The organism is Salinibacter sp. 10B, assembly GCF_002954405.1.
GTDB lineage: Bacteria > Bacteroidota > Rhodothermia > Rhodothermales > Salinibacteraceae > Salinibacter.
This window is the reverse complement of record NZ_MQWC01000004.1, coordinates 4,222,407-4,248,123: the sequence shown is the minus strand read 5'-3', so window position 1 is coordinate 4,248,123 and position 25,717 is coordinate 4,222,407. Positions and strand designations below refer to the sequence as shown.

General features: G+C 61.8%; 19 protein-coding genes. 13 read left to right on the top strand and 6 right to left on the bottom strand.

Going from position 1 to position 25,717, the window contains the following annotated elements; translation table 11 throughout:
• The first annotated feature begins 87 nt into the window (after nucleotides 1–87).
• From BSZ35_RS17355 to BSZ35_RS17335, 5 genes are all read left to right on the top strand, one after another.
• A complete protein-coding gene (locus BSZ35_RS17355) occupies nucleotides 88–978 on the top strand; it encodes an EboA family metabolite traffic protein (protein WP_105013618.1) in 891 nt (296 codons plus the stop codon).
• A 134-nt stretch (nucleotides 979–1,112) separates the two neighbouring features.
• Entirely contained in the window at nucleotides 1,113–2,036 is a 924-nt protein-coding gene (locus BSZ35_RS17350; protein WP_105013617.1) for a TatD family hydrolase, read from the top strand.
• A gap of 60 nt (nucleotides 2,037–2,096) precedes the next feature.
• The gene (locus tag BSZ35_RS17345; RefSeq protein WP_105013616.1) at nucleotides 2,097–5,252 is read left to right on the top strand and encodes a ThuA domain-containing protein; all 3,156 of its coding nucleotides are present in this window, start codon (nucleotides 2,097–2,099) and stop codon (nucleotides 5,250–5,252) included.
• A 34-nt stretch (nucleotides 5,253–5,286) separates the two neighbouring features.
• Nucleotides 5,287–6,213 (top strand): UbiA-like protein EboC, encoded by a 927-nt coding sequence (gene eboC / locus BSZ35_RS17340; RefSeq protein ID WP_105013615.1) that lies wholly within the window; start codon nucleotides 5,287–5,289, stop codon nucleotides 6,211–6,213.
• A gap of 53 nt (nucleotides 6,214–6,266) precedes the next feature.
• Entirely contained in the window at nucleotides 6,267–7,475 is a 1,209-nt protein-coding gene (locus tag BSZ35_RS17335; protein WP_105013614.1) for a 3-dehydroquinate synthase, read from the top strand.
• 133 nt (nucleotides 7,476–7,608) lie between these two features.
• Here BSZ35_RS17335 and BSZ35_RS17330 read toward each other — a convergent pair whose 3' ends face one another.
• The 3 genes from BSZ35_RS17330 to BSZ35_RS17320 all read right to left on the bottom strand — a co-directional run bounded on the left by BSZ35_RS17330 (nucleotide 7,609) and on the right by BSZ35_RS17320 (nucleotide 11,137).
• On the bottom strand, nucleotides 7,609–8,814 hold the full coding sequence (locus tag BSZ35_RS17330; protein ID WP_105013613.1) for a galactokinase family protein: 1,206 nt from the start codon (nucleotides 8,812–8,814) through the stop codon (nucleotides 7,609–7,611).
• Nucleotides 8,815–8,894: 80 nt separating this feature from the next.
• Nucleotides 8,895–10,226 (bottom strand): Gfo/Idh/MocA family oxidoreductase, encoded by a 1,332-nt coding sequence (locus BSZ35_RS17325; protein WP_105013612.1) that lies wholly within the window; start codon nucleotides 10,224–10,226, stop codon nucleotides 8,895–8,897.
• Nucleotides 10,227–10,273: 47 nt separating this feature from the next.
• The gene (locus BSZ35_RS17320; RefSeq protein WP_181149391.1) at nucleotides 10,274–11,137 is read right to left on the bottom strand and encodes an SUMF1/EgtB/PvdO family nonheme iron enzyme; all 864 of its coding nucleotides are present in this window, start codon (nucleotides 11,135–11,137) and stop codon (nucleotides 10,274–10,276) included.
• Between the two features lie 23 nt (nucleotides 11,138–11,160).
• Here BSZ35_RS17320 and BSZ35_RS17315 point away from each other — a divergent pair, with 23 nt between their 5' ends.
• Nucleotides 11,161–12,162, top strand: coding sequence for an FAD:protein FMN transferase (locus tag BSZ35_RS17315; protein ID WP_146110150.1), 1,002 nt, complete (start codon nucleotides 11,161–11,163; stop codon nucleotides 12,160–12,162).
• Nucleotides 12,163–12,193: 31 nt separating this feature from the next.
• Here BSZ35_RS17315 and BSZ35_RS17310 read toward each other — a convergent pair whose 3' ends face one another.
• The 3 genes from BSZ35_RS17310 to BSZ35_RS17300 all read right to left on the bottom strand — a co-directional run bounded on the left by BSZ35_RS17310 (nucleotide 12,194) and on the right by BSZ35_RS17300 (nucleotide 15,847).
• Complete coding sequence (locus BSZ35_RS17310) at nucleotides 12,194–13,138, bottom strand: TIM barrel protein (RefSeq protein ID WP_105013609.1); 945 nt, start codon at nucleotides 13,136–13,138, stop codon at nucleotides 12,194–12,196.
• Nucleotides 13,139–13,765: 627 nt separating this feature from the next.
• Entirely contained in the window at nucleotides 13,766–15,214 is a 1,449-nt protein-coding gene (locus tag BSZ35_RS17305; RefSeq protein WP_272483065.1) for a sulfatase, read from the bottom strand.
• 300 nt (nucleotides 15,215–15,514) lie between these two features.
• Nucleotides 15,515–15,847 (bottom strand): iron-sulfur cluster assembly accessory protein, encoded by a 333-nt coding sequence (locus tag BSZ35_RS17300; RefSeq protein WP_105013608.1) that lies wholly within the window; start codon nucleotides 15,845–15,847, stop codon nucleotides 15,515–15,517.
• Nucleotides 15,848–16,333: 486 nt separating this feature from the next.
• Between BSZ35_RS17300 and sufB the strand changes: the two genes are divergently transcribed.
• The 7 genes from sufB (at nucleotide 16,334) to BSZ35_RS19985 (ending at nucleotide 25,715) form a co-directional block, all read left to right on the top strand.
• Complete coding sequence (sufB, locus tag BSZ35_RS17295; RefSeq protein WP_105013607.1) at nucleotides 16,334–17,794, top strand: Fe-S cluster assembly protein SufB; 1,461 nt, start codon at nucleotides 16,334–16,336, stop codon at nucleotides 17,792–17,794.
• Between the two features lie 179 nt (nucleotides 17,795–17,973).
• Entirely contained in the window at nucleotides 17,974–18,747 is a 774-nt protein-coding gene (sufC, locus tag BSZ35_RS17290; protein WP_105013606.1) for a Fe-S cluster assembly ATPase SufC, read from the top strand.
• Nucleotides 18,748–18,841: 94 nt separating this feature from the next.
• On the top strand, nucleotides 18,842–20,179 hold the full coding sequence (sufD, locus tag BSZ35_RS17285; protein ID WP_105013605.1) for a Fe-S cluster assembly protein SufD: 1,338 nt from the start codon (nucleotides 18,842–18,844) through the stop codon (nucleotides 20,177–20,179).
• A gap of 82 nt (nucleotides 20,180–20,261) precedes the next feature.
• Nucleotides 20,262–21,518 (top strand): cysteine desulfurase, encoded by a 1,257-nt coding sequence (locus BSZ35_RS17280; protein ID WP_105013604.1) that lies wholly within the window; start codon nucleotides 20,262–20,264, stop codon nucleotides 21,516–21,518.
• Between the two features lie 140 nt (nucleotides 21,519–21,658).
• Nucleotides 21,659–22,090, top strand: coding sequence for a SufE family protein (locus BSZ35_RS17275; protein WP_105013603.1), 432 nt, complete (start codon nucleotides 21,659–21,661; stop codon nucleotides 22,088–22,090).
• 142 nt (nucleotides 22,091–22,232) lie between these two features.
• Complete coding sequence (locus BSZ35_RS17270; protein WP_105013602.1) at nucleotides 22,233–22,673, top strand: SUF system Fe-S cluster assembly protein; 441 nt, start codon at nucleotides 22,233–22,235, stop codon at nucleotides 22,671–22,673.
• A gap of 114 nt (nucleotides 22,674–22,787) precedes the next feature.
• Nucleotides 22,788–25,715, top strand: coding sequence for a sigma 54-interacting transcriptional regulator (locus BSZ35_RS19985; RefSeq protein WP_258096767.1), 2,928 nt, complete (start codon nucleotides 22,788–22,790; stop codon nucleotides 25,713–25,715).
• The last annotated feature ends 2 nt before the right edge of the window (nucleotides 25,716–25,717 follow it).

Sequence of the window (25,717 nt, the reverse complement as noted above, 5' to 3'; positions counted from 1 at the left end):
GACAGTGGGGGCACCTGCCCCCCATCGCTCCGTTGAAAATCGTCCTGCCCTTGAAACCGCTTTCCCTCGTACCTAACCGCTTTCTCCATGGACCGATCACGCGTGAAGGAGCTTCTGTCCGAATGGCTTGGCCGCGTGGCCGACGACGACGGACTCGACTGGCTACACGAGCAACGAGAACAAATCGCAACCGGTGCTCCACGACGGACCTTCTACACGTCGTTCAGCGCCGTGACCCGGTACATCGACAAAGACGACCTGGAGCTTTCGGGCGAAGACCTCGACGCAGCGGATGAGGCTCGCGCCGGCTGGCACCCCGCCGGCTGGAGTGCCGACCAAGCCGGGCGCACGCTGATTGTGCTGAGCCTCCCCCATGAGGACAAAGACGAATACCTCCACGTGCTCGACCGTGTCTTTGCGCATGCCGACGTGGGCGAGTCGGTGGCGCTCTACCAGGCCCTTCCCCTCCTCCCCTACCCGGAGGCTCACAGCGATCGCGCCGCCGAAGGGGTGCGCAGCAACATGACCTCGGTACTCGAAGCCGTGGCTCATCGCAACCCCTACCCGGCAGAGCACTTTGACGAAGGGGCCTGGAATCAGATGGTGCTGAAGCTGGTCTTCGAGGGAAGTCCCCTTTACCCGATCCAGCAGCTCGACGAGCGCGCCAATCCCACGCTCGCCCGCATGCTGGTGGACTACGCTCACGAACGCTGGGCCGCCGACCGGTCCGTGCCCCCCGAGCTCTGGCGCCTCGTGGGGCCGTTTGCCCAGGCCAGCGCGTTGGACGACCTGGAGCGCGTGCTGCGGGACGGGACCGCCGCCGAGCGAGAGGCTGCGGCCCTGGCCCTCTCCGCAAGCCCGGCTAGCCGTGCCGATACACTCCTGGAAAGCGAAGCACCTGAACTCAAACAGCAGGCCGAGTCGGGATCGCTGACGTGGGAGCATTTCCAAGAAAACCGGCTCGAACCGGTGGCCTAGCGTTTCCGATTACAGTGCGGCGGTCTGCGGTCGGCCGTCCCTAAAGAGCCACGTCTTCCTCCTCTGCCTCGACTTTTTCAGTCAACGATACAGCCATGAGCGACGCTACATCCTCAGCCTCCTCCGACAATCCGATGATGTTTCTGGACCCCCACGTCCACATGGTGTCTCGCACCACCGACGACTACGAGGCCATGCGGGACGCGGGTGTGGTGGCGGTCATCGAACCGGCCTTCTGGCTCGGCCAGCCCCGCACCGACATTGGCGCGTTCGAGCACTACTTCAGCATGCTGGTGGGCTGGGAGCGATTTCGGGCTGGACAGTTCGGCATTCGCCACTACTGCACGATCGGCCTCAACTCGAAGGAGGCCAATAACGTGGGCCTCGCCGAGGACGTGATGGACCTGCTCCCGCTCTACGCCTGCAAGGAAGGGGTGGTGGCCATCGGCGAAATTGGCTACGACGACATGACCGACGCCGAGGACCGCTTTTTTCACGAGCAGGTGGAGCTGGCCAAGGAGCTCGACATGCTGGTGCTGGTGCACACGCCCCACCGCAACAAGAAGGAGGGCACGAGTCGAAGCATGGACCTTTGCGAAGAGCACGGGATGGACCCCTCCCGCGTCATCATCGACCACAACAACGAGGAAACGGTCGAGGAGGTGCTGGACCGCGGCTACTGGTGCGCCTTCACGATTTACCCAGAGACGAAGATGAGCAACGAGCGGATGGTGGATATCGTCCAGCACTACGGCTCGGAGCGCATCTTCGTGGACAGCGCGGCGGACTGGGGCGTCAGCGATCCGCTGGGCGTGCCCAAAACAGCCAAGCTGATGCTCCAGCGCGGCATTCCGGAGGAGGACGTGCGGAAGGTGTGCTACGAGAATGCCCTTACCGCCTACAGCCAGAGCGGTCAGATTGACGAAGAAGACTGGCTAGACCCGCCCGCCATCGATCAGCGGCAACTCTATAGCGGCAACTCGGTCCTTCGTGGAGGACGCGACCCGGTGGTTCGGGATCCCGACGAACGACGCGAGGAAAATCTGATTATCGACTAGATTCACCGTCGCCCCCCGTTCCTGTCCCGGGATTGCCTTCCTTCCATTTGCCGCCGCTCCATGCCTCCACGACGCCTCCTCTGGGCACTCTCGCTTTTCCTGCTAACGGGACTCACGGGCGTCTCCGGTTCCGCGAAAGCCCAGCCCGCGGAATCGGAGGCCCGCTTCTCTGTCCTGGTCTTCACGAAGACCGATAGTACCCGGCATGCCTCCATCCCCGCTGGTGTGCAGGCCTTTCAAGAGCTCGCGGCGGCACACTCCTTTCACGTGGACACAACCTCCACGGCGTCCCCCTTCACCCCGACCCGGCTCGCTGAGTACGAGGCCGTCGCCTTCGTAAACACCTCCGGCGACGTGTTCACGGCCGCTCAGCGGCGTGCCTTCCGGAGCTACATTCAAAACGGTCACGGGTTTATCGGCATTCATGCCGCGGCGACCACTGAGCCGGAGTGGGACTGGTACGGGCAGCTCGTAGGCACTCGTGCACGCGGCCATTCGTCCCTCCAGCCCGCAACTGTGCACGTCTCGGATCCTGTCCATCCGGCCACCCGCGCACTGCCGGTCGTTTGGCCCCAATCGGATGTCTGGTACAACTACCGCCCCAATCCGCGCGGCAAGGTCCACGTGCTCGCCACACTCGACGAGCAGTCGTACGACGGGGGCACCATGGGCACCGATCACCCGGTCGCCTGGGTACAGACGCACGACGGCGGACGATCATTTTACACCGGCGCCGGGCACACAGCCGAACAGTTCTCCTCCCCGTCGTTTCGAACGCACCTTCTCGGTGGCCTCGAATGGGCAGCGGGCGTTGCGCCGGGCGACGCGGCGGCGACTGTAAACAGCAGCTACGAGAAGGTGGTACTCGACAGTACGACCACGGACCCGATGGATCTGGACGTGGCCCCGGACGGAAGAGTGTTTTACATTGAACGCCGAGGGATCATTCGGGTCTGGGATCCCAAAACGGACACCCGCTCTCTGGCCGGGTATCTTCCAGTCTCTACCGTCGAAGAGGATGGCCTGCTTGGACTGGCGCTCGCGCCCGACTTCGCCGAAACCCAACAGCTCTACCTTTACTACTCCCCAATCGAAGGCCCTCCGCGCAACCAGCTGTCTCGCTTTCCCGTGCAGGGCAATCGCGTGCTTGTGGAACGGGAAACCGAAATCCTCCGCGTACCGACCCAGCGCAAGGAGTGCTGTCACACTGGGGGATCTATTGCGTTTGGGCCAAACGATGACCACCTCTACCTGAGTACGGGCGACGACACGAATCCGTTTGCCTCCAGCGGCTATGCCCCCATCGACGAACGAGAGGGGCGAAAATACTGGGACGCCCAGCGCACGTCGGCCAACACGCAGGATCTTCGGGGCAAGATTCTCCGGATCCATCCGCAGCCGGACGGCCACTATAGCATTCCCGACGGGAATCTCTTTGCCGACTCCTCGCGCGGTCGACCCGAGATTTACACGATGGGCCACCGAAATCCGTACCGGATTACCGTGGACTCAGAGACTGGCTGGCTGTACTGGGGCGACATCGGGCCGGATGCCGCTTCCTCCGACTCCGCACGCGGCCCTGCCGGCCACGATGAATTCAATCAGGCCCGGAGCGCCGGAAATTACGGCTGGCCGTACTTCATCGGGGATAATAAAGCCTATCACGACTACGACTTTTCCACGGACTCTGCCGGGGCGCCCTTTGACCCCCAAGCCCCAATCAACGACTCGCCAAATAATACCGGACTCCGCGAGTTGCCCCCCGCTCAGCCACCAATGATCTGGTATCCCTACGGCCCCTCCGAAGAATTTCCCGAGATGGGCGTCGGATCCCGATCAGCCATGGTTGGCCCCGTGGTCCATCGTTCCCCCGATGCCCCGGGGCCGCGCGGACTCCCCGCTTACTTTGATGAGAGCCTCATCATTTATGAGTGGGGACGGAATTGGATTAAAGAGGTGACGTTCGACTCTACGGGGCACCCGGCGGCGATCAACCCGCTATTCCCCGACAAGCAGTTCATTCGGCCGATGGACGTGGAGCTGGGTCCAAAAGGACGACTGTACGTGCTGCAATGGGGAAACAACTTCGGCGGTGGCCCCAACTCCGAAATCGTACGCCTCGACTATTACGGCTCGCCGAAACGTCCGCCCGTCGCTGACGCACGTGCCTCGTCCCCTACCGGCCCCGCCCGCACCGTTACGTTCCGAGCCGACACGACACACGGACCCGACGGTGCCTCCGCGTTTCGGTACAGCTGGGACCTGAACGACGACGGCACGACGGAACGGCGGGGCCCGATCGTGCAGTACCCGTACAACCGACCCGGCCGCTACTCCGCTCGCCTCACAGTCACCGATTCCAGCGGCCACTCGGCCACCGACACCGTCTCTATCGTCGTGGGCAATACCGCTCCGTCCGTCTCCTTTGAGTGGCCCCTTCCTGGTGGCATTGTGCCGTTCGATACTCCCATTCCCTACCGTCTGACAATCACCGATCCTGAGGATCAATCGATCGCGGATGATCGCATCAGGGTACGGTCCCTTCTCGGCCGAGACTCCCACGAGTGGCCTCTTGACGATCAATCAGGGGCGAGCGGCACCTTTACGGTTTCGCGAACCGACCACTACGAACCCAAAGAGCGACTCTTCGCTGCCCTGGATGCGCAATATACGGATGGAGGGGCCACTGGCACCGATTCCTTAACCGGACAGGCCCATATTCCCCTTCATCCTCAGCGCAACGAGGCTGAGTTCGCTCCCATCACCAAGGGAATCCAAAAAGAAACCCTCCAGAACGAAGAAGAGGACACGAGCCGGACCCTCATCACGGCCGAGACCGATCACTACATTGCCTACCCCACGGTCAACCTCCGCAATATTACCGGTCTGACGCTCCGGGTCGCCCCAATGGCCGGGGGACGCATTGAAGTCCGGCGTGGCGGCCCAAATGGACTCATCCTGGCGGAGACTGCCGTCCCACAGGCCTCGCCCCATTCCTCCGCCGCCGATTCTGCCACCACCGAACGAGACTATAGCTCTCTCGGCAAAGCAGCCTCCGACTGGCAACAGCTCTCCGTGTCCTTCTCTGCTCCCAAAGGGCCCGCCCCCCTCTACTTGGTCTTCCGGGGCCGCGAGGAGGTTCCGCTTCTTCGACTCGACTGGTTCCGCTTCGAGGGGCCGGGCATGACCCAGATGCCGGCCTCCACATCCGAATAACCAGTCGCCCTTCGTGCCACGCCCCTTCGCCCCCATGACCAGCGATCGTGCTTTCTTCGCTTCCCGCCGCGTGTGGGCCTACCTGCAACTACTCCGCCCGCCAAATATTATCACGGCTCTTGCCGACGTATTGGCGGGGCTTGCAGTTGCGGGAGCCTCATTGTCTTTGAGCGGCGGAACGTCTCCCGTTGGCCCCCTCGGTATCACAGCGCTTCTCGTAGCCACGGTCGGACTGTACGGCGGCGGCGTGGTCTTCAATGATGTCTTCGACGCCCCACTCGACGCCGACGAGCGGCCGGAGCGCCCCATTCCCAGTGGAAGCGCCTCCCGTTCCGGTGCTGCTTTATTTGGCGGCCTCTTTCTTGCAGGTGGCATTGGAGCCGCGGCGGGCCTCAGCATAACAAGCGCGATCGTTGCTATACTCGTAGCAGCCGGCGCCGTGCTCTACGATGCCTACGCAAAGCATCATACAGTCCTTGGTCCGGTGACGATGGGCCTATGCCGCGGTGGAAATCTGCTGCTTGGAGTGAGCGCTGTTCCCTCTCTTCTTTTGCCCAACCTCCCTCTTCTCCTCTTTCCCCTCGCATTCGTAGGCGCCATCACAAGCATCAGTCAGGGAGAGGTACATGGGGGCAGTCGACGAACCGGATGGCTGGCCGTCACACTCATCGGTCTCGTCCTCGCTGGCCTTCTCGCACTCGGGAGCCGTCCCGGCGTCTCTCTTCTGCACACCGCTCCCTTTCTTCTCCTCCTAGGTGTACAGGTCCTCCCCCCATTCGTGCGTGCCGCCCATACCCCAGCACCGGAACTCATTCAAAACGCCGTGGAAGCCGGTGTGGTAGCCCTAATCCCTCTGAACGCAGCCCTCGCGGCTGGATTTGGCGGCTGGCTGTACGGCGTGCTCGTCCTTGCCCTGCTTCCCGTGTCGTTTGGCCTGTCTCGGCTCTTCGACGTAACATAGACCGCCCCCAACGATACAAGAATTGCTCTCGATCAGTCGTATCCTCCCACCGCATGCAGTCGATCCATCAAGACTTTTCGGTCGAGTTCTCGTACGACGTCCACTTCACGACGGGCCTTTTTCAGCCGGAAAATGAACTGCTGACTGATGCCGTCGCTGATCCGGAGGAGCCGATGCCGAAAAAGATGGTGGCAGTCCTTGATAAAGGCCTTCTTGCTCACCACGAGGACCTTCCGGACCAAATTGAGACCTATGCGAAGGCCCACGACGATACGCTGACGCTTGCTGCTTCGCCAATCGTCGTACCCGGAGGGGAAGCTGCCAAAAACGACCCCGACCTGGTGAACCACATCCATCAGGTGATTTATGAGAGCCGACTGGACCGTCACGCGTACGTGCTCGCCGTGGGCGGCGGCGCCGTACTGGACCTTGCCGGGTACGCGGCGGGGACGGCACATCGGGGGATTCGTCTGATCCGTGTGCCCACGACGGTGCTCTCCCAGAACGACTCAGGGGTCGGGGTCAAGAACGGCATCAACGCCTTTGATACAAAGAACTTCCTTGGTACCTTCGAGCCGCCCGACGCGGTCCTCAATGACCTTTCGTTTCTCCGCACGCTTGACGATCGCGACTGGCGCGCGGGCATCTCGGAAGCAATCAAGGTGGGTCTCCTCAAAGACGCGGATTTCTTTGACTACCTCTGCAATCACGCCTCTGCCCTCGCCCCGCCGACCCGTGATCTGGAGGCCATGACTCATGTCGTATACCGCTGTGCCGAACTCCACCTCGACCACATTGCCACCTCCGGCGATCCGTTTGAGAAGGGCAGCTCTCGCCCCCTCGACTTCGGCCACTGGGCTGCCCACAAGCTGGAAGAGCTCACGGACTACACCCTTCGGCACGGGGAGGCCGTCGCCATCGGCATTGCCCTCGATTGCGCGTACTCTCACCTCACCGGCCACCTTTCCTCGGAGGCGCTGGATCGGATCTTGGATCTGACCGCGGCCCTTGGGTTTGATCTGTATGTCCCTGAACTGGACGCGCACCTCGACGCCCCCGACCATCCCGACTCTCTCTTTCAAGGGCTCGATAGCTTCCGAGAGCACCTCGGAGGCGAGCTCACCATCATGCTATTAAACGCGATCGGAGAGGGAATCGAGGTGCACTCCGTCGACCGCGATCGGTACCGGGACGCCGTGGCCCTGCTCCGACGCCAGCATGCCGAGCGTGTGGAGCAGGACCTCTCTGGGACGGCATCGTAACCCCCCTGCTCTAGGGATCCCTCAGCCCCATTGGAGAGGGACGACGAGCCGTCTGGCCCCACCGGCCAAGGGGATGAGACGCCATTCGGCCGCCAAACGGGGCGCGAAATGGCGTCCCCCCTGCCCCGGAACGTCACGTCCATACGTAGAGACCGGGCGCCGGACGGCAGGCCAGTGTTTCCAGCTCCATCCCGAACCGATCGGCATAGGCCCCAGCCACCTCGTGCGCCTGTTCTTCGCCGTACCCAGCGCGCGTCCACGCCATTGCCGCCCCCCCAAACCCTGCGCCCGTGAGTCGTGCCCCGAGCACTCCCTCCTGCTCAGCCAATCGGTCAACCACAAAATCCAGCGCCTCTGTGCTGTTTTCGTAATTGACCCGCGAGCTCTCGTGCGAGGCAAACAAGAGTCGTCCTGCTGCCGCTCGTCGGCCCGCTTTCAGCAATTGCACCACCCGCTGGGTCCGCCGATGCTCCGTTACCACGTGCCGAGCCCGGCGGTACAGCGTCTTCGAAAGCTCCCGTTTCACCTCTTCTAACTGGGACGGAGAGACATCCACCAGATACTCGGCTTCTTCGTTCCCTAAGAGCTCCCGCAGCCGCTCTCGCACGGCACGAGCCTCGTCGTGCCGCTCCTGATACCCAGACTCGGAAAGAGCGTGAGCCTGGTGCGTCCGAAAAATCCAGATCCCCGTCTCCGGCGGAAACGGCACCGCGGCGGTCGCCTCCGACCGGGCATCAAGCCGCACCAGGCGGTCGGCCCCGCCAAGTGCCACCACGGCCTGATCCAACAGTCCGCACGGCACCCCCACAAATTCATTTTCCGCCCGCTGAGCCATCCGCACCAGATCCCTCCGGAGAAACTCACCTCCGTATGCTTCACTCAAGGCTGCCCCACTGGCCAACTCCAGCGCCGCACTGGAACTGAGGCCTGCCCCCACCGGCAATGTGCTTCCCACCCGCAGATCGAATCCGCTCTCTATCGTCATCCCTTCCCCCTGAAGCACCTCAACCATGCCAAGGATGTAGTTCGCCCAGGCCCACTCCCCGGACTGACGTTCCACCGATCCGAGCGGGACCTCCACCGGCGGGACCGCCGCCTCGCTTTGCAGGCGAATCTGCCGGTCCGATCGACGCTGCAGGACTACCTCGACCCGTCGGTCGATGGTGGCGCCCAACACCCAGCCGCCGTTATAGTCCGTGTGGTTGCCAATAAACTCCACCCGTCCCGGCGCCGAAGCCCGGATGCCTTCGTTCGTATTTCCGTCCAGGATTAGAGAAACGTCCGAAGCCCACTCGTCGACCGACTTCTGACCCCGGCGTTGCTCGAAAGACTGTGACATCGGATACTGTCTGCATCGAAAGGGTCATGATTGCCGGCCCGAATGGCCTGGGCCGCCCCACCATTACAACCGTCACGAGATTAGGCGTCCGCCGAGGAAGCGTTCGTCTTCGCTCCACGATTGAGCGTCGTTTGCCCCGGTGCCGGCACGTCGGGAATTGGAAGCGAACCGAATTCGTGACTGTCCGGTCCAAGATCAAGGTCGGCATTCAAAACCTCCTCCCAGGTGATTTCCTGGCCGGTATAGGCCGCTTCCCGCCCCATGATGGCCGTCAGCACGCTCTCCGCTACCCGCTGCCCTTCATTCAAAGGCTCGCCCTCGCGGATGCTCGCCACCAGATCGGCATGCTCCTGCACGTACGGATTCACGTCCTCGCCTTCGTACGTCCAGTTTGTTGCTCCGTCGATCGTCGAATGCCCGTCGGAGGTGCCTTTCGTGCCAATGATATGCTCCCCCACGCGGGACGGCGTGCCTTCTTGCTGACGACACATGCTGTACACCCGTGCGCCGCTTTCGTACTGAAACTCGATTCCGAAGTGATCAAAGATATGCCCGTATGACGGGTCGGTCCGCACCTGTCGCCCCCCAACGCCCAGTGCCTTTACCGGGTGCGCCTGTAGGGCCCAGTTTGCCACGTCGATGTTGTGGACGTGCTGCTCCACGATGTGGTCGCCGGAGAGCCAGGTAAAGTAAAGCCAGTTGCGCACCTGCCACTCCATGTCGCTCATGCCGGGCTCGCGCTCGTGATGCCACAACCCGCCCTGATTCCAGTACACCTGGGCGGTTTTGACTTCCCCTATCGCCCCATCGTGAATGCGCTTCATGGCGGCCCGATACGCCGGATCGTGACGGCGCTGGGTGCCCGCAACAATCGCAAGCCCTTTGTCCTCAGCCATCTCGGCGGACTCCATCACCGACCGAATGCCCGCCGGGTCCACCGCCACAGGCTTCTCCATAAAGACATTCGTTCCAGACTCAATCGCCGCTCGGAGATGTTGAGGGCGGAACGCTGGCGGGGTCGCAAAAATCACTAGGTCTAGGTCCGTCTGCAACACCTTCTCGTAGGCATCAAATCCGAGAAAGGTGCGGTCCGAGGTGACCTTGAAGCTGTCGCCGAGGCGCTTCTTCAGCTGCTCCTTCGACTCTTCCATCCGATCCTGGAAGAGGTCTCCCATCGCGACGAGTTCAATCCCGTCGGAGGAACGATAGCAGTCGTTCGCCGCACCAGTGCCCCGTCCCCCGCAGCCGACCAATCCGAGACGAATGGTGTCGGTCCCGCCCGCGTACGCAAAGTTGCCCGACGCCATCAGCGCCGAAACCCCAGCCGTAGCAACGGTACCTCGCTTCACAAAATCGCGGCGGGTAATCCCCCCAAGAGGGTCGGTATTGTGCTGTTCGTGTTCAGTCGACATAATGGTAATGGACTTGAGGTAGGATTGTCAGTGAATCGTTGCGCTCGTTAGCTGCCCGCCCCCCGGACGACCCGAAAGCCGACGAAGGGGGCGTCGGAAAGCCACCACTGGCTTTTCGGCAGTTGGGGATCGGACTCCTGCCAGGCCGGCGTTTTCTGCTGTCGGGCCGAGCAGTGGACATCGCCTGCGGAACTCAAGTACGACCCGCCCCAGACCTCGGAGGGATCGTCTTCGCCTGCCTCGGGGGGAACGACGTGCTCGGCCGCGTTTCCGAGCTGGTCATAAATGCCCAGTTCGTTTGGGGGCAGGGCTGCAGCGGGATGTGCCTCATCGTCCGCGTTGCCCTTGTACCACGCGTGCTCCCCAATCCGGTCGGAGCTCCAGTTCTGCGGGGTTCCGTATCCGAGACGGCAGGCGTGCTTCCACTCTGCAGGCGTGGGAAGACGGTACGTGTGCCCTGTTTTTGCCGACAGCCAGCGGGCATACTGCTGGGCCGCGTTGCGGGTGACGGCAAGGGCTGGATATTTCTCCTGTCCGAAGCCCGGAATTTCGTTGCCGAAGCCGTAGGGCTTGCTCGGCAGCGAAATCGCATCCGCTTCCGCATCCTCGAGATCCTCCATGTCCTCATCTAGGCGATAGGTATCAAACGCCTCCCAGCGGACCTCCATCGCGGCCATCCAGAATGTCTCTACCGTTTGTTCTTTGCCGTCCACCGTAACGGAACCGCCGGGCACCCGCACCATATCGAATTCGACCAGCGTATTGGGGATAGACTCCGTGTAGGTGTCCGACGAATCCTCGCGCAGCGCCGGGAAAGACTGGCGCTCCGTGTCACCTGGCCCCCTGCCGTCCCCCCCCAACGGTCCCCCAAGCGCGACCAGAAGCGCGAGAAGAAAATTCGACAAGAGCATGCGCATACGTGCCTACGATCTGTGTGTCAACGTCTGATGTGTCGGCTCTTGCAATACGAGCATGGGCCACGGCCCTGCTCTTGAGCGTACTCGGGCTGTCGGTGCGGGCCCAGGAGTCGTCCCTCCAGCGATTTGAGTACCGTCAAACCCGCATGGGCATGGCCGTCCGGATCGTGCTCTATGCCCCGAACGACAGCGTGGCCCGGCACGCCGGAAAGGCGGCCTACCGCCGGATGACGACGCTCGAAAAGATCTTTAGCAGTTATCGGGCTACTAGCGAGCTGAACCGGCTGTGCGAGCGGGCCGTTGAGGACCCGGTTCGCGTGAGTACGCCTCTCTTTACCGCCCTCCAACACGCCCAGCAACTTGCCCGCCGGTCGAACGGCGCCTTCGACGCCACGGCTCGTCCGTATTTTGACCTTTGGGCAAACGCCCGTACGACCGGGACCCTCCCCGACTCCTCCACTCTCCAGCGCGCGGAGCGCCGGGTGGGCTGGTCCAAGATGGACTTGAACGAACAGCGACAGACCGTGCAGCTCCGAGCCGACAGCATGCAACTGAGTCTCGGGGGCATTGCCAAGGGATACATTTTGGACCAGGCGCTGGATACCCTCCGGGCCCTGAACGTCTCGCGCGCGCTCATCGAAGCGGGCGGAGACCTCGTCGTCGGCCGCCCGCCGCCCTCCCAGACCGGCTGGACGGTACACCTTCCCGGCACAGGACCCAATGCCCCGCCGCAGCCCCTGCGCCTCACTGACGCAGCCGTGTCCACTTCGGGCAGCACCTATCAGTCCGTCGTCATCGACGGCACTCGCTACTCCCACGTCGTGGACCCCCGTACCGGTATTGGCCTGACGCATCATCTGTTGGTCACAATTATAGCGGAAAAAGGCGTCACTGCTGATGGCCTCGCAACGACTGTCAGTGTCCTCGGCTCGTCCCCCGGCCGTGCCTTTCTGGATAAGTACTACCCTAGGGTCACCGCCTACATTCGCTCCCATCCCGAAGCGACTTCTTCGCCGTGAATGATGTCTTCCCGCCCCTCCACGACAGGGCCTACCTTCCCCCTCCCGGCCCAAACGAGTCCACCGTGGCGTATGCGTCGAGCACGGCGCGCTCTCCCTCCTTTCCCTCCATTGAGGCTCCGTGCTCCATTCCCACGATGCCCTCATATCCCTTCTCGTGAAGGTGCTCGAACACATTGCGGAAATTGATCTCACCCGTGGTGGGCTCATTTCGTCCCGGGTTGTCGCCCACCTGCACATAGGCTATTTCCTCCCAGGCAGCATCGAGATTGGGAATGAGATTGCCCTCCGTGACCTGCTGGTGATATACGTCGTACAAAATCTTGCAGGCGGGACTCTCCACTGCACGACAGATTTCGTAGGCCTGCGCGGTGTGAGTAAGAAACTGGTTCGGATGGTCTCGGCGGGTATTGAGCGGCTCCAGCACCATCACCAAATCGTGTGGCTCCAAAATGGCGGCCGCCTCTCGAAGCACGTCCACGAGGTGCGCTCGCTGGTATCCCGCATCGAGGCGAAGGTCCCGGGCCCCGGGGACCACCGTCATCCAGGTCGCATCTACCCGCTGCGCAATCTCTACAGATTCACGAATCTCATCGAGAAACTTCTGACGGGGCGCCTGATCGCCCGTCACAAGGGCAGGCTGCTCCCAACTAATCGAATGCGCGACAAAGACGCCCATCTGCATGTCGTGCTCCTGCAAGGCGTTGGCAATGCGGGCCTGCTCCGACGTCGAGCGCCCCCGCAGTCCGTTGTCTTCAAACGCCGAAAACCCCTGCTCGGCCATGAACGCAATCTGGTCGACGGGATCGGATCCGGCGTGAGCGTCGAAAAGTCCGAGGTGAGGGGCGTAGTTTAGCCGAAAGCCCTCGGACTCCTCCAATTGGAAAAGAGACGACGCTGCGTCGGTGACCTCCCTCGTGCCAAGAAGCGTTCCGCCCGCAAGAGCGCTTTGCCGTAAAAAATGACGCCGATCCATAAGGTGGGTGCGCAGCTAGTCTTATGAGCAGGAAAACAATTCAAATCGCGTCCCATGCGGGCCATTCGCCCCTCTACTCATTTCCACAGAGAATCGTCCCGTAGCCCACTCAAACAACCATGGAATGGCGCACGAGAACAGTAGATTGGCTTTCCTAGGCCTCCAGTCTTTCAGGTCAGCGGGTTCGACGTCAAGTTAAACCCAACTCTACCGATGCTATGCATATTTGCGGAACGGCTATCGGTTTCATTTTACTCCAACCGGTTCGAAATGCGCTCTTTTCCTCAATTTCTGCTTTGATGCCCCCGTCTCCAATCTCATCTCGTGCCACTTCGTCCGGATCGTGCCCGCCACCTGGCACGTCGGCACGATGAGGAATGGTGCCTCGGAGCCATGAGCAACGAGGAGGCGCGGACGCTTGAGGGGACGCTCTTCCTAGAGGAAGGACGGTCGTACAACCTGACGACGTGGGCTAACCCAACGCCGATTGCTACGCGGAAGGCCTACAGACACGCACACAAGAGGCTGCAGCCCAGAATACCATCACGATCGAGATGGCACCGGACGGCGGCTTCGCAGCACGCCTCCCGCCCCCGAACCAGCCTCAATCTCTCGACTATGCCCCCTCTACGGTCGCCATGGCTCCGGCCCGTGTTCCCGGGCCCGAAGGAAGTGAGCACCCACTTCCTCGTACCAGGCGTGGAGGCGCTGTCGCATCTGCTCGACGCGCCCCGGATACTGCCCGGCCACGTTGTTGCGCTCCCCCAGATCGGCCTCCAGGTTGAAAAGACGAACCTTCCCGTCTTCGTAATCCTCAATCAGCTTCCACTCGCCCATCCGGACGGCCCCGCCCGGAAAGCCGCCCTGATTGGAGTAGTGGGGATAGTGCCAGAAGAGAGCATCTCGGTCCAGCGTCGGACGTCCCTTCAATACCGGTACAAGTGACACACCATCCATGTGCTGATCGGGACGCAGCGGAAGCCCCGCCGCGTCCAGCAACGTCGGGTAGAAGTCGGTGCTCATTACCGGCACGTCCGACTTGCGGCCTGCAGTCGTGACGCCGGGCCAGTGGATGACGTACGGTTCCCGGATGCCGCCCTCGTAGAGCCAGCCCTTCCCGCCCCGCAGCGGCCGGTTGGAGGTGTTGTGCCCTTCCGACGTCGAGAGCCCGCCGTTGTCGGAGGTGAACACCACGATCGTCTCGTCCGCGAGGCCATTCTCCCGGAGCCCCTGCAGCACCCGCCCCACAGCCCGGTCCATCGCCTCGACCATGGCAGCGTAGACCGGATGCCCCTGCACGACCCGCGCCCTGCGCGTCTGTTCGTCCGGCCACACCTGCTCAATGCCTTCAAATTCATCGACTTCGTCCAGGCCCATCCGCTCGCGCTTGCGGCGATACTTCTCGACGAGCGAGTCGGGGGCCTGCTTCGGATTGTGCACCTCGTAAAAGGAGAGGAACGCAAAAAACGGGTTCTCCCGCTCCTGTTCGATGAACGCTTCCGTCTCTTCCGCCAGCCGGTACGGGAGATATTCTCCCTCCGGCCCATCCTCCAGCCGCGGATTGCCGTATGGCGAAAAGTAGCCGCCGCCCCCGTGGGCAGAGGGCGACCCTGCCCGCCATCCGCCCTTGTTGACATCAAAGCCCTGATTTTCGGGCCAGTGCCGCGGCTCGGGTCCCAGGTGCCACTTCCCAGCAAAGTAGGTGTCGTAGCCCCCGCGCTGGAAGGCCGCCCCAATTGTCACCTGACTCGTGTCCATCGAACAGTCGTACGGCGCATGCCGGTAGCGCTCCGTTCGACCGCCACAAAACCAGTCCGTGTGGTTGTCACGGCTCGGGTGGCGCCCGGTCATAATGCTATGACGGGTCGGCGAGCACACCGGATTGGCCGCGTAACCGTCCGTGAACATCAGTCCGGCCTGCGCAAGCGAATCGAGGTTCGGCGTCTCATAGAACGTGTCGGGGTTGTACGCCCCAACGTCCATATAGCCCAGGTCATCGGCCAAAATGAACAATACATTGGGACGATCGGGCGCTGTCCCTTGCCCTGCACAGCGCCTCGTAGGACTCCCAATCAACAGAACGAAAACAAATAACCAGAAGAGTCCACCAGACGGCCTATAGTCCATCTCTTGAGACGACCCTTTCGAGAAGCTCAGCAGCGAAGACACACGAGACATGCGGATTGTATCAGCGCAAGGGAACGGAGCAACGATCACTCCTCGACAGAGTCGTCGTGTCCTCCCCCAATGTCAATATTCCGTATCCAGGATTCGAATCGCCCCCCCTCATGATGGTAGATTAGAAATGTCCCACGCCCTTTACTATAAATCTAATTTAAGTTGTCAACACTCGTTTACACCAAGACGTGAAATTTATTAAAGCGCAAACGATTCGCCACAGGCACACTCGCGGGTGGCCTGCGGGTTCGCAAAGTGAAATCCATCCCCGTCCAGCCCGTCGGTAAAGTCCAACTCCGACCCGTCCAAGTACAACCGGCTCTTCTTGTCAAGCAGCACCGTGATCCCCTCGTGCTGCTCCACGCTGTCCTCCTCCCGGACCGTCGTGTCCCAGCCCAGGTCGTAGGTCAACCCCGAACAGCCCCCCGGCACCACCGCCACGCGAAGCATCGTATCCTCCAAGTCAACGTTCTCCTCGGCGGCCACCGCCCGAATCTGGGCGGCCGCTCGGTCGGTCATCGTAATCGTCATAGCAGACAAGCGCGACAGTGACAGCAATAAGCGACGCGTAGCATCCGTACCTCTCCCCGCGCCCGAAGGTTTCTGGGCCCCGATCAAGGGTGCACTTTGGCCCCTCATTTAGACGTGGAACACAATCGGATATGAGTTGCCATCGGGTCATATGCTCCAGTTGTCATGCCCCAGTGCGGAGGGGCCGACTGAGGAGCCACCAACTTGCAATGAAGACGTGAACTTCAGTTTCGCAAGAGGAACGATGGGTGCACCCTTGGGTTTGTAATCGCACGTTGACACGGAATGACCCGTAAACAGTAGTTTACACTCCCGCTTCTCCCGAGATGGATGCCGTCTCGATGGGAGAGCGCCGCTCCAGCGTATCGAGGGCCCCCGCGCCCCTTTCCGCGTCAACTGCCCTCAGCGACCCGGGCACCTCGGCGTGGAGGCTTGCACGGTTCGACCCATTGCATCGGCACACACGAAACGAACGAGGCACCATTTATGAGCACGTCCGAAACCGAATACCTAAAAGGCAAGGCCAGCGAGGAATACGAGCACGGCTGGTACACCGACATCGAGTCGGAAAAGGCGCCGAAAGGGCTCAACGAGGACATCGTCCGCTTTATCTCCAACAAGAAGGACGAACCGGAATGGCTGCTCGACTGGCGCCTGAAGGCCTACAATTACTTCGAGCAGTTGCTGGAAAGCGGGCACTACCCGGACTGGGCGCACCTCGACTACGAGCGCCCCGATTTCCAAAACATGCGTTACTTCGCCGCGCCGAAGGGGAAGGCCGACTACGAGAGCCTTGACGAGGTGCCGGACGAAATTCTGGAGACGTTTGAGCGTCTGGGCATTCCCCTCGAAGAGCAGAAGGCCCTCACCGGCGTGGCCGTCGACGCAGTCATGGATAGCGTCTCGGTGGCCACCACCTTCAAGGAGAAGCTGAAGGAGAAGGGAGTGATCTTCAAATCCTTCGGCGAGGCCGCCCGCGAACATCCGGAGATCGTGCGCGAGCATCTGGGCAGCGTCGTGCCGTACACCGACAATCTGTACGCCGCCCTCAACTCCGCCGTGTTCAGCGACGGATCCTTCGTCTACGTGCCGGAGGGTGTGACCTGCCCGATGGAGCTTTCCACCTACTTCCGGATCAACGAGCAGGGCACTGGCCAGTTTGAGCGCACGCTCATCGTCACTGAGCCGGGCGCCTACGTGAGCTACCTGGAGGGCTGCACCGCGCCGATGCGCAAAGAGAATCAGTTGCACGCGGCGGTAGTGGAACTCGTGGCCCACGAGGACTCGGAGATCAAGTACTCGACTATCCAGAACTGGTACCCGGGCGACGAGGACGGCAACGGCGGCGTCTACAACCTCGTCACGAAGCGGGGGATCTGTAAGGGCGACAACTCCAAGATCAGCTGGACGCAGCTGGAGACCGGCTCGGCCGTCACGCAGAAGTATCCGTCCGTGATTCTCGCGGGCGACAACTCCGTCGGCGAGTTCTACTCGGTAGCCTTTACGAAGGGACACCAGCAGGCTGATACCGGCACGAAGATGCAGCACATCGGAAAGAACACGAAAAGCACAATCATCTCGAAGGGCATCTCGGCCGACTACGCGGACAACAGCTATAGAGGCCTAGTGAAAGTGGGCAAAAACGCCGAGAACGCCCGCAACTTCTCGCAGTGTGACTCGATGTTGCTGGGGCCGGACTGCGGCGCGCACACCTACCCGTACATCGAGAGCAGCAATCCCTCTGCTCAGATCGAGCACGAGGCCACGACCTCGAAGGTGGGCGAAGACCAGATGTTCTACTGCCACCAGCGCGGCCTGGGGGAGGAGGAAGCCCTCAAGCTCATCGTGAACGGCTTTTGCAAAGAGATTCTGCAGGAGCTCCCGATGGAGTTTGCCGTCGAGGCCAAGGAGCTGCTCGCCATCGAACTGGAAGGGTCCGTCGGCTAACGCCTCTGGGTCTGTATGTGTGAAAGTGTGGAGGTATGTATGTGTGTACGTGTCCCCGACTCACTTACACACCTCCATACGTACACACTTCCATACACACCCCGCCTGCCAGGGGCTCGCTTGCTGAACCTGGCACCACGACTTTCAAACTGCACCACACTCAGAAGACAATCCGAAACATGGCACTCCTAGAAGTCAAGAACCTGCACGTTGGCGTCGAAGACGAGGACATCAAGATCCTCAATGGCGTGAACCTGACGCTGGACACTGGTCAACTCCACGCCATCATGGGCCCGAACGGCTCCGGCAAAAGCACGCTGGCCGCAGTGCTGGCTGGGCGCGAGGAATACGAGATTCTGGACGGCGAAATTCTCTATGACGGCGAGGACCTGCTGGAACTGGAACCGGAAGAGCGGGCCGAAGAAGGCATCTTCCTCGCCTTTCAGTACCCGGTGGAGTTGCCCGGCGTGAGCATGACAAACTTCCTGAAAGAGGCCGTAAACTCCGTCCGTGAGGCCCGAGGGCAGGACGAGCTGTCGTCCGCCGACTTCCTCCAGTACATGCGCGAGAAGGCGTCCCTCGTCGACATTGACGCCGATCTCACGAAGCGCTCGGTGAACGAGGGCTTCTCTGGCGGCGAGAAGAAGCGCAACGAGATCTTCCAGCTCGCCATGCTGGAGCCGCGCCTTGCCATCCTCGACGAAACGGACTCGGGACTCGACATCGACGCGCTTAAGAGCGTCGCGGACGGCGTCAACAAGCTCCGCAACGATGACAGGGGCTTTCTCGTCATCACCCACTACGAGCGCATATTGGAGTATATCACGCCCGACCGCGTGCACGTGATGATCGACGGTCGGATTGCCCGCTCTGGCGACAAGGAGCTGGCCGTGAAGCTTGAGGAGAAGGGCTACGACTGGATCCGTGAGGAGACGGCCGCTGCGGCCGCATAGCGTCGGTCTCGTTCCGGGGGCGGGTGCGCCCTCGGAACGGCCCTCGATATTCCGCCCCTTCTCTTTCCCTTGAACTCAACTTTCCAGTCGCATTATGACCACTGCCCTCGACACCGACGTTCGCCCGGAGGATCGGTTCATCTCCGCCTTCAAGGTGAACCACGGCCAGACGTTGAATGGGACCAGCGCCTCCATCGCCCAGCAACGCGAGGACGCCATCGAGCACTTCGCGGAGCTTGGCATTCCAACCAACGACCTGGAGGCCTGGAAGTACACGAACATAGCAAAGATCATCGACCGGCCCTACACGCTTCCCCTCGGCGGAGAGACCACGTCGGTCGACCGGACTGAGATTGAGCCGTTTCTCATCGATGGAATGGATGCCCATCGGGTCGTCCTCGTGAACGGACGGGTCGACGAGTCGCTCTCCGACATCGGTGAACTTCCTCCTGGGGTCGTCGTCAGCAGCCTTGCGCAGGCCGGCAACGACCACCCAGACATCGTAGAGGAGCACTACGGCCAGTACGCCGACTACGAGAATGAGGCGCTGACGGCCCTCAACACGGCATTCGTGCAAGACGGCGCATTCGTGTACGTGCCCTCGGGCACCGTCGTAGAGAAGCCGATCTTCTTCCTCCACGTGACGGCCACCGACCAGGACCTCTTCCTCCAGCCGCGGCACCTGTTCGTAGTGGAGGATGGCGCCATCGCAAAGATCGTGGAGGCCCAGCACTCCCTCACCGACGCGCAAACCTTCACCAATACGGTGGGTGAGGCCTTCGTCGGCGAGAAGGGCAACCTGGACCACTACCTCCTGCAGGACGAAGGGCCTACCGCCTCGCAGGTGCACACCCGCGCCGCCCAGCAGAAGGACGACAGCGTCTACTCCACCCAGACGGTGACCTACACGGGCGAAGTGGTGCGCAACAACGCAACGGTGGAAGCCGACGGCAATTTCTGCGAGTCCAACCTCTTTGGCCTCTGCATCGGCAAGGACGAGATGCATGTGGACAATCACACGCGCATGGACCACGTGCAGCCCGACTGCAACAGCAACGAGCTGTACAAGCACGTGCTCAACGACGAGGCCACCGCGGTCTTCAACGGAAAGGTGTTCGTCTCGCGCGGCTCGCAGCGGATCGACGCGTACCAGCAGAACGACACCATCGTTCTGAACAACGATGCCCAGATTTACACGAAGCCCGAGCTCGAAATCTACGCCGACGACGTGGAGTGCAGTCACGGCGCTACCACCGGCCAGCTGGACGAAGAAGGCGTCTTCTACCTCCGCTCCCGCGGCCTCTCGGAACGCCGGGCCCGCATCTTGATGTTGCAGGCATTTACGGAAGAGGTGATTAGTGAACTTAGCATCGAGCCGTTGAGTGAGTACGTGACGGAGCTTGTCCGCGACCGCTTTGCGACGTACGTGTAGGCGTGTGGGGGTGTGAGTGTGGGCGTCTGACGTGTCCCACTTCCGTACCTCCACTCTTCCATACATCCACCCCAAAGAGCCCATGCCCGCAACGACGTCCCCACAGACCGACGCGCCTGCCTTTGACGCCGAGGCCTTCCGTGCGGACTTTCCCGCCCTCCAGCAGGACATCTACGAGGATACGCCGCTCGTCTACCTCGACAATGCGGCGACCTCGCAGAAGCCGACGGCGGTGATCGACCGGCTGGACCATTTCTACCGGCACGAGAACAGCAACGTGCACCGGGGCGTGCACCGGCTCAGCCAGGAGGCGACCGATGAGTACGAATCGGCCCGCCAGTCGCTGACCGAGTTCATCAATGCCCAGCGCGAAGAGGAGGTCATCTTCACGCGGGGCACGACCGAGGGCCTGAATCTCATCGCCTCAACGTTCGGCGAAATGACGGTATCGGAGGATGACGAGATCCTCCTCACGGAGATGGAGCACCATTCCAACATTGTGCCGTGGCAGATGCTGGCCGAGCGGGTCGGCGCCGAGATTCGGGTGCTGCCGGTCAATGATCGGGGCGAGTTGGAGATGAACCGCTTGGATGAGTTTCTGACGGACGACACCGCGCTCGTCGCCGTCACGCACGTGTCGAACACGCTGGGGACAATCAATCCGATCGAGGCGTTGATCGATGCGGCGCATGCTGTGGACGTGCCGGTGGTGGTGGATGGAGCGCAATCCGCCCCTCACCTGCCGGTTGACGTACAGGCGCTGGACGCCGACTTCTTCGTCTTTTCCGGCCACAAAATGTTCGGCCCGACGGGCATTGGCATTTTGTACGGCAAACACGAGCACCTAGAGGCCATGCCGCCCTATCACGGCGGGGGCGACATGATCGATGAGGTCTCCTTCGACGGCACGACCTACGACGCTCCGCCGCACAAATTTGAAGCCGGCACCCCAAACATAGCAGATGTGATCGGCCTCGGCACGGCGGCCGAATATATGATGGACCTCGACTGGACGGCCGTGCAGGCCCACGAGGACGACGTGCTCTCGTACGCGACCGAAAAGGTGGGCGCGATCGATGGATTGCGTCTCATCGGAACGGCAGCGGCGAAAACGAGCGTACTGTCGTTCGTGTTTGACGACATTCATCCGTACGACGCCGGCACCTTCCTCGACCGTCTCGGCATCGCGGTGCGAACGGGCCACCACTGTACACAGCCGCTCGTGAAGCGGTATGGCCTTCCGGGAACGATCCGTGCCTCGTTCGCCGCGTACAACACCCGGCAGGACGTCGATCGGCTAGTGGAAGGCATTCAGAACGTGAAATCGATGCTGGGATGAGGCGTCTGTAGGCATGGACCGTGTGTAGGTGTGAATGTTGAAGTGTTCTCGCTTACCCCCATATTTTCATACCTCCATACTACAGACTTTTTCTTGGCAACACACCCGGAATTTACTTTAAGTGACTGACAGACGCAGCCATGCCAGGGACTGATACGGTGTCCGACCGCGCGCAGGAGATTGTCGACGAGTTCTCCCTCTTTAGCGACTGGATGGGCCGGTACGAGTACCTCATCGAGCTGGGAGACGACATCCCGCTCTTGCCGGATGAGCATAAGACCGACGATAACTACGTTCACGGCTGCCAGTCGGATGTCTGGATTCACGCTGAGTACGACGACGAAAACAGCGTCCTTCACTTTCAAGGGGACAGCAACGCGAAAATCACGAAGGGACTGGCCGCCCTCGTCATCCGCGTGCTGAACGAACAGCCGCCCGAGGCCGTCGCGAACGCCAGCTTTGACTTCCTCGACGACATCGGCCTACAGGACAACCTGAGCTCACAGCGCAACAATGGTCTTCAGGCCATGATCGAGCAGATGCAGGAGCGCGCGAAGACGTTTCGGAATTGATTCCGAGTGATACGTGAATCGTGATCCGTGAGAGGAGAGCAGCTTCACCCGTCACGTTTCATACATTATGCCTCGCATTCGGCAGAATACCGGGGAAGCGTCCCCTCACACAAGATTTTTTCCAACTACTGTCAACTGAATCATGAACCCAGCTGGAGCCATGGGCGGCATGCCCCCCGGAGGCGGAGGGGGCGGCGCTGCCGACATCCCTGACGATAAGGAAAATACGGACATTGAACTGCCGGAAACCATCCCGGACCACGTTCAAGAAACGCCTGAAAACGAGCTCTACGAGCGCGTTGTTGCCTCTCTGCGCGAAATCTACGACCCGGAAATCCCGGTGAACATCTACGACTTGGGCCTCATCTATCACATCGAGATCGACGAGGATAACCACGTGGATGTGCTCATGACCCTCACGGCGCCGAACTGTCCGGCGGCCGGCATTCTTCCGGGACAGGCCGAGGATGCCGTGCGAGAAACGGAGGGGGTCGAGAGCGTAAACCTGGAAATGACGTTTGAGCCGCCCTTCTCCCCCGAGATGATGTCCGAAGAGGCGCGCCTCGAACTCGGCTTCATGTAGATTCTGGAATTCGGAATGGGGAATGTGGAGTGGGAATCCCCCTATCTCTGCTACCATTCCGAACTCCGCACTCCAAATTCCGAACTCGTGATGGACCACGCAAAAACCATAGCAATGGCCACAGATCTCCTCGCCGAAGGGCGAGCCGAGGATGTGGTGCAAATGGTTGACCCCTTGTTGGGTCCGGTGGAGGAATCTCCTCAAAGCACGGGACAACTCTTGCTGCGTGGGCTTCGGGCTCAGGTGGAGGTCCTTCACCGAAACCAGCCGGGTCGCGTGCTGGATCTACTCCCTTCTCTTTCCACCCTCAGCGATCGCTGTACCTGCGTCCGAGCCGAGGTCGCCCTCTGGCGCGGCTGGGCGCATGCCCGCCGCCACACCGATAATGCTGAGTCCATCCGAGCCGTGCGGCTGCTTGACCAGGCGGAGACGCTCTTTGACTCGATACACGACCCCCGCGGTCGCTGCTGGGCAATGCTCGGCCGGGCACAGGCCTGCGTGGTACTAGAGGAGTACGCCCTCATGCGCTCTGCCCTTGAGGAGGCCCACGCCCTGGTCGACCAACTCGACAATCAGCAGGCCGACCGGTGGTTGCATACCCTCAGCATTCCGGCCCTGCGGGTTGAGGGGCGATACGACGAGGCGGAAACGCACCTGCACGCCCTCCGAGCACTGGGGCGGCAGTGGAACGACCAACGTCTTCGCGGAACCGCCACCGCGTACGAGGCCGCCCTACGCTACGATCTCGGGCAGTCGCCCGTTGATATCCTCGATACGGCCAAGACGGCCGAGGCGCTCCTGCGTCAGTCTGAAACGCGCGCCTCTTCTCCACTTCTCACCGCCTACCACGCACACGTCGGGGCCCTCCTCCGACAGGGCCAATGGACGGATGCCCACACGGTCCTCGACGAAGCCGAATCGGCCGTGCGGGATGACGCTGCCGGACAGGCCCGCCTCACGCTCCTTCGAATTCGCCTTGCCGTGCGGCGGGGCCGCAACGAGCATGCAGAAGACCTCCTCGTGGATCTCGAGGACAACGCGTCTCCTCTCCCGCACGGTCGGAATCACGCCCTCCTTGCAATGTTGCGGGGACGACTCCGTGCCCGCCAAAACCAGCTCGGAGAGGCCTACAGGTGGATGCAACGAGCCCACCGGAATGCCCGTGAGACCGGTCATCGCGGTCGCCAGCTTCGCACCTTGCTTCTCCTCGCTCGCATTGCGGCCGCCCGATCGGACAACGACACGGCTCAAGCTCACCTGGACGCAGCCGACGAATACGACGATTACTTCAGCGTATTGCCGTTTGCGGCCCGTCGCTTTGCCACCGAAGGCACCATCGCGCAGTCGACGCACCGGCCGGACGACGCAACCGACGCCTACCGGCACGCCCTCTCGGCGGCGACGATGATCCAGGATCGATACCGGACAGCCTCCCTCCAACTCGCCCTTGCCCAACTCGAAGAGGAGGATCGGGCGCATGCACTGGCCTCTGGTGCCCGTGCTACCTTTAACGCCCTCGATGCGTCGGAAGAAGCCGAAGTCGCAACGGCCCTGGCCCACGGCGCGGAGTCGGACGACGACCCCGCCTCCATGCTTCCCCATCCCCTCTCTTCGTCCGACTCCGCACTTACGGAAACGTTGGCCCGCGCCTCGCTCTCGGTTCCCCTCGTCGCCAACGCCTGGCTGCAGACCGTCGCTGCCCTCGTGCCCGACCGATGGGTGGGCGTGTACCGAGTATCGTCGGACGGCATTGCCTCTCTGCTACACGAACACGGCACGCGGCCGGAGCGGATCCAACCTCCCTCGGATGCCACCCTGGACGACTCTGGTCCGGCCCGGTGGTTCCGGCTGCGATCTGTCCCTCCCACCCTCGTGCTCGGGGTGGCGGACGGCCCCGAAGCGGAAAACAACTGGGACTGGGTGCGCAATCGAATTAAGGCCCGAATTCCACTCGTGCGCCTTGCCCTGGAGCGCGCCCTGCTCCACCAGCGTGCCCACCGTGTGACTGAGACGACTCAACCGACGTCTGTCGCAGGCCTTGTAACGGAAAGCGACGCGATGCAGGCAGTAGCCCATCGCATAACGCTTCTTCGATCGAGCGCACATCCTGTACTCATAACGGGCGAACGGGGCGTAGGGAAACGCATGATGGCCCGTGTGCTACACACCGAAAGCCCCCGTGCTGAAGGACCGCTCCGGCACGTCGCGTGCGCAACCATGCAGCAGGACCCCCTCACCGAACGGTTGTTCGGGACGGCGGCCGAGGACGGCACCATCGCCAGCACGGGTGCGGTCCACGAAGCGGACGGGGGCACCCTCCTCATCGAGGATGTGGATGCTCTTCCCCCCTCCGCCCAGACGGCCTTGCTCCATCTGCTAAACACCGGCGAGGTGGTGCCCGACGGCGGAACCGAGCCGCGCCCGGTGGACGTGCGTGTGGTGGCCACGACCAGTGAACGTCTCAATGAGCAGGTCCGAAACGATCACTTTCGCCCTGCCCTTAGTGAACGCCTGCAGGCCCTCTCCCTCAGGATCCCCCCCTTGCGCGACCGGCGGGCCGACATTCCGTTACTCGTCCGCCACTTCTTGGATACCCTCCAGCCCCCGGACGCACACGGCCTTCGGCCCTCGATTACACACCCTGCCATGGAGGCGCTCCTGCGGTACGACTGGCCCGGAAACGTGCGCCAGCTCCGCAACGAGCTGGAGCGGGTCCTCGTTCACGTCGCCAGCGAACCGGTCCAAACCATTGACCGCGACGTTCTCCTCGACACCATTGTCGAAGACGCACAGTCCTCCGAGTCGGTCCCCGGCGATGAGCGGGACGCCATCCTGCACCCCAATCAATCGCTGGAGGACGTGCTTGCTCGAACCGAAGCGACAGTTATCAAGCGCGTGCTCCAAGCCTGCGAAGGACAAGTGACCGCCTCCGCCGAAGTGCTGGGCCTTTCCCGGCAAGGCCTCTACAAGAAAATGAAACGCCTGGGCATCGATGCCTCCGACTTCCAACCGGAGTCCGATCCTGCCCCGATTTCTTCTTAACG

Bases quoted from the DNA above. Each gene is read 5' to 3' on its own strand.
- BSZ35_RS17355 (WP_105013618.1), top strand. From the start codon at position 88: ATGGACCGATCACGCGTGAAGGAGCTTCTGTCCGAATGGCTTGGCCGC.
- BSZ35_RS17350 (WP_105013617.1), top strand. From the start codon at position 1,113: ATGATGTTTCTGGACCCCCACGTCCACATGGTGTCTCGCACCACCGAC.
- BSZ35_RS17345 (WP_105013616.1), top strand. From the start codon at position 2,097: ATGCCTCCACGACGCCTCCTCTGGGCACTCTCGCTTTTCCTGCTAACG.
- eboC (WP_105013615.1), top strand. From the start codon at position 5,287: ATGACCAGCGATCGTGCTTTCTTCGCTTCCCGCCGCGTGTGGGCCTAC.
- BSZ35_RS17335 (WP_105013614.1), top strand. From the start codon at position 6,267: ATGCAGTCGATCCATCAAGACTTTTCGGTCGAGTTCTCGTACGACGTC.
- BSZ35_RS17330 (WP_105013613.1), bottom strand. From the start codon at position 8,814: ATGTCACAGTCTTTCGAGCAACGCCGGGGTCAGAAGTCGGTCGACGAG.
- BSZ35_RS17325 (WP_105013612.1), bottom strand. From the start codon at position 10,226: ATGTCGACTGAACACGAACAGCACAATACCGACCCTCTTGGGGGGATT.
- BSZ35_RS17320 (WP_181149391.1), bottom strand. From the start codon at position 11,137: ATGCTCTTGTCGAATTTTCTTCTCGCGCTTCTGGTCGCGCTTGGGGGA.
- BSZ35_RS17310 (WP_105013609.1), bottom strand. From the start codon at position 13,138: ATGGATCGGCGTCATTTTTTACGGCAAAGCGCTCTTGCGGGCGGAACG.
- BSZ35_RS17300 (WP_105013608.1), bottom strand. From the start codon at position 15,847: ATGACGATTACGATGACCGACCGAGCGGCCGCCCAGATTCGGGCGGTG.
- sufB (WP_105013607.1), top strand. From the start codon at position 16,334: ATGAGCACGTCCGAAACCGAATACCTAAAAGGCAAGGCCAGCGAGGAA.
- sufC (WP_105013606.1), top strand. From the start codon at position 17,974: ATGGCACTCCTAGAAGTCAAGAACCTGCACGTTGGCGTCGAAGACGAG.
- sufD (WP_105013605.1), top strand. From the start codon at position 18,842: ATGACCACTGCCCTCGACACCGACGTTCGCCCGGAGGATCGGTTCATC.
- BSZ35_RS17280 (WP_105013604.1), top strand. From the start codon at position 20,262: ATGCCCGCAACGACGTCCCCACAGACCGACGCGCCTGCCTTTGACGCC.
- BSZ35_RS17275 (WP_105013603.1), top strand. From the start codon at position 21,659: ATGCCAGGGACTGATACGGTGTCCGACCGCGCGCAGGAGATTGTCGAC.
- BSZ35_RS17270 (WP_105013602.1), top strand. From the start codon at position 22,233: ATGAACCCAGCTGGAGCCATGGGCGGCATGCCCCCCGGAGGCGGAGGG.
- BSZ35_RS19985 (WP_258096767.1), top strand. From the start codon at position 22,788: ATGGCCACAGATCTCCTCGCCGAAGGGCGAGCCGAGGATGTGGTGCAA.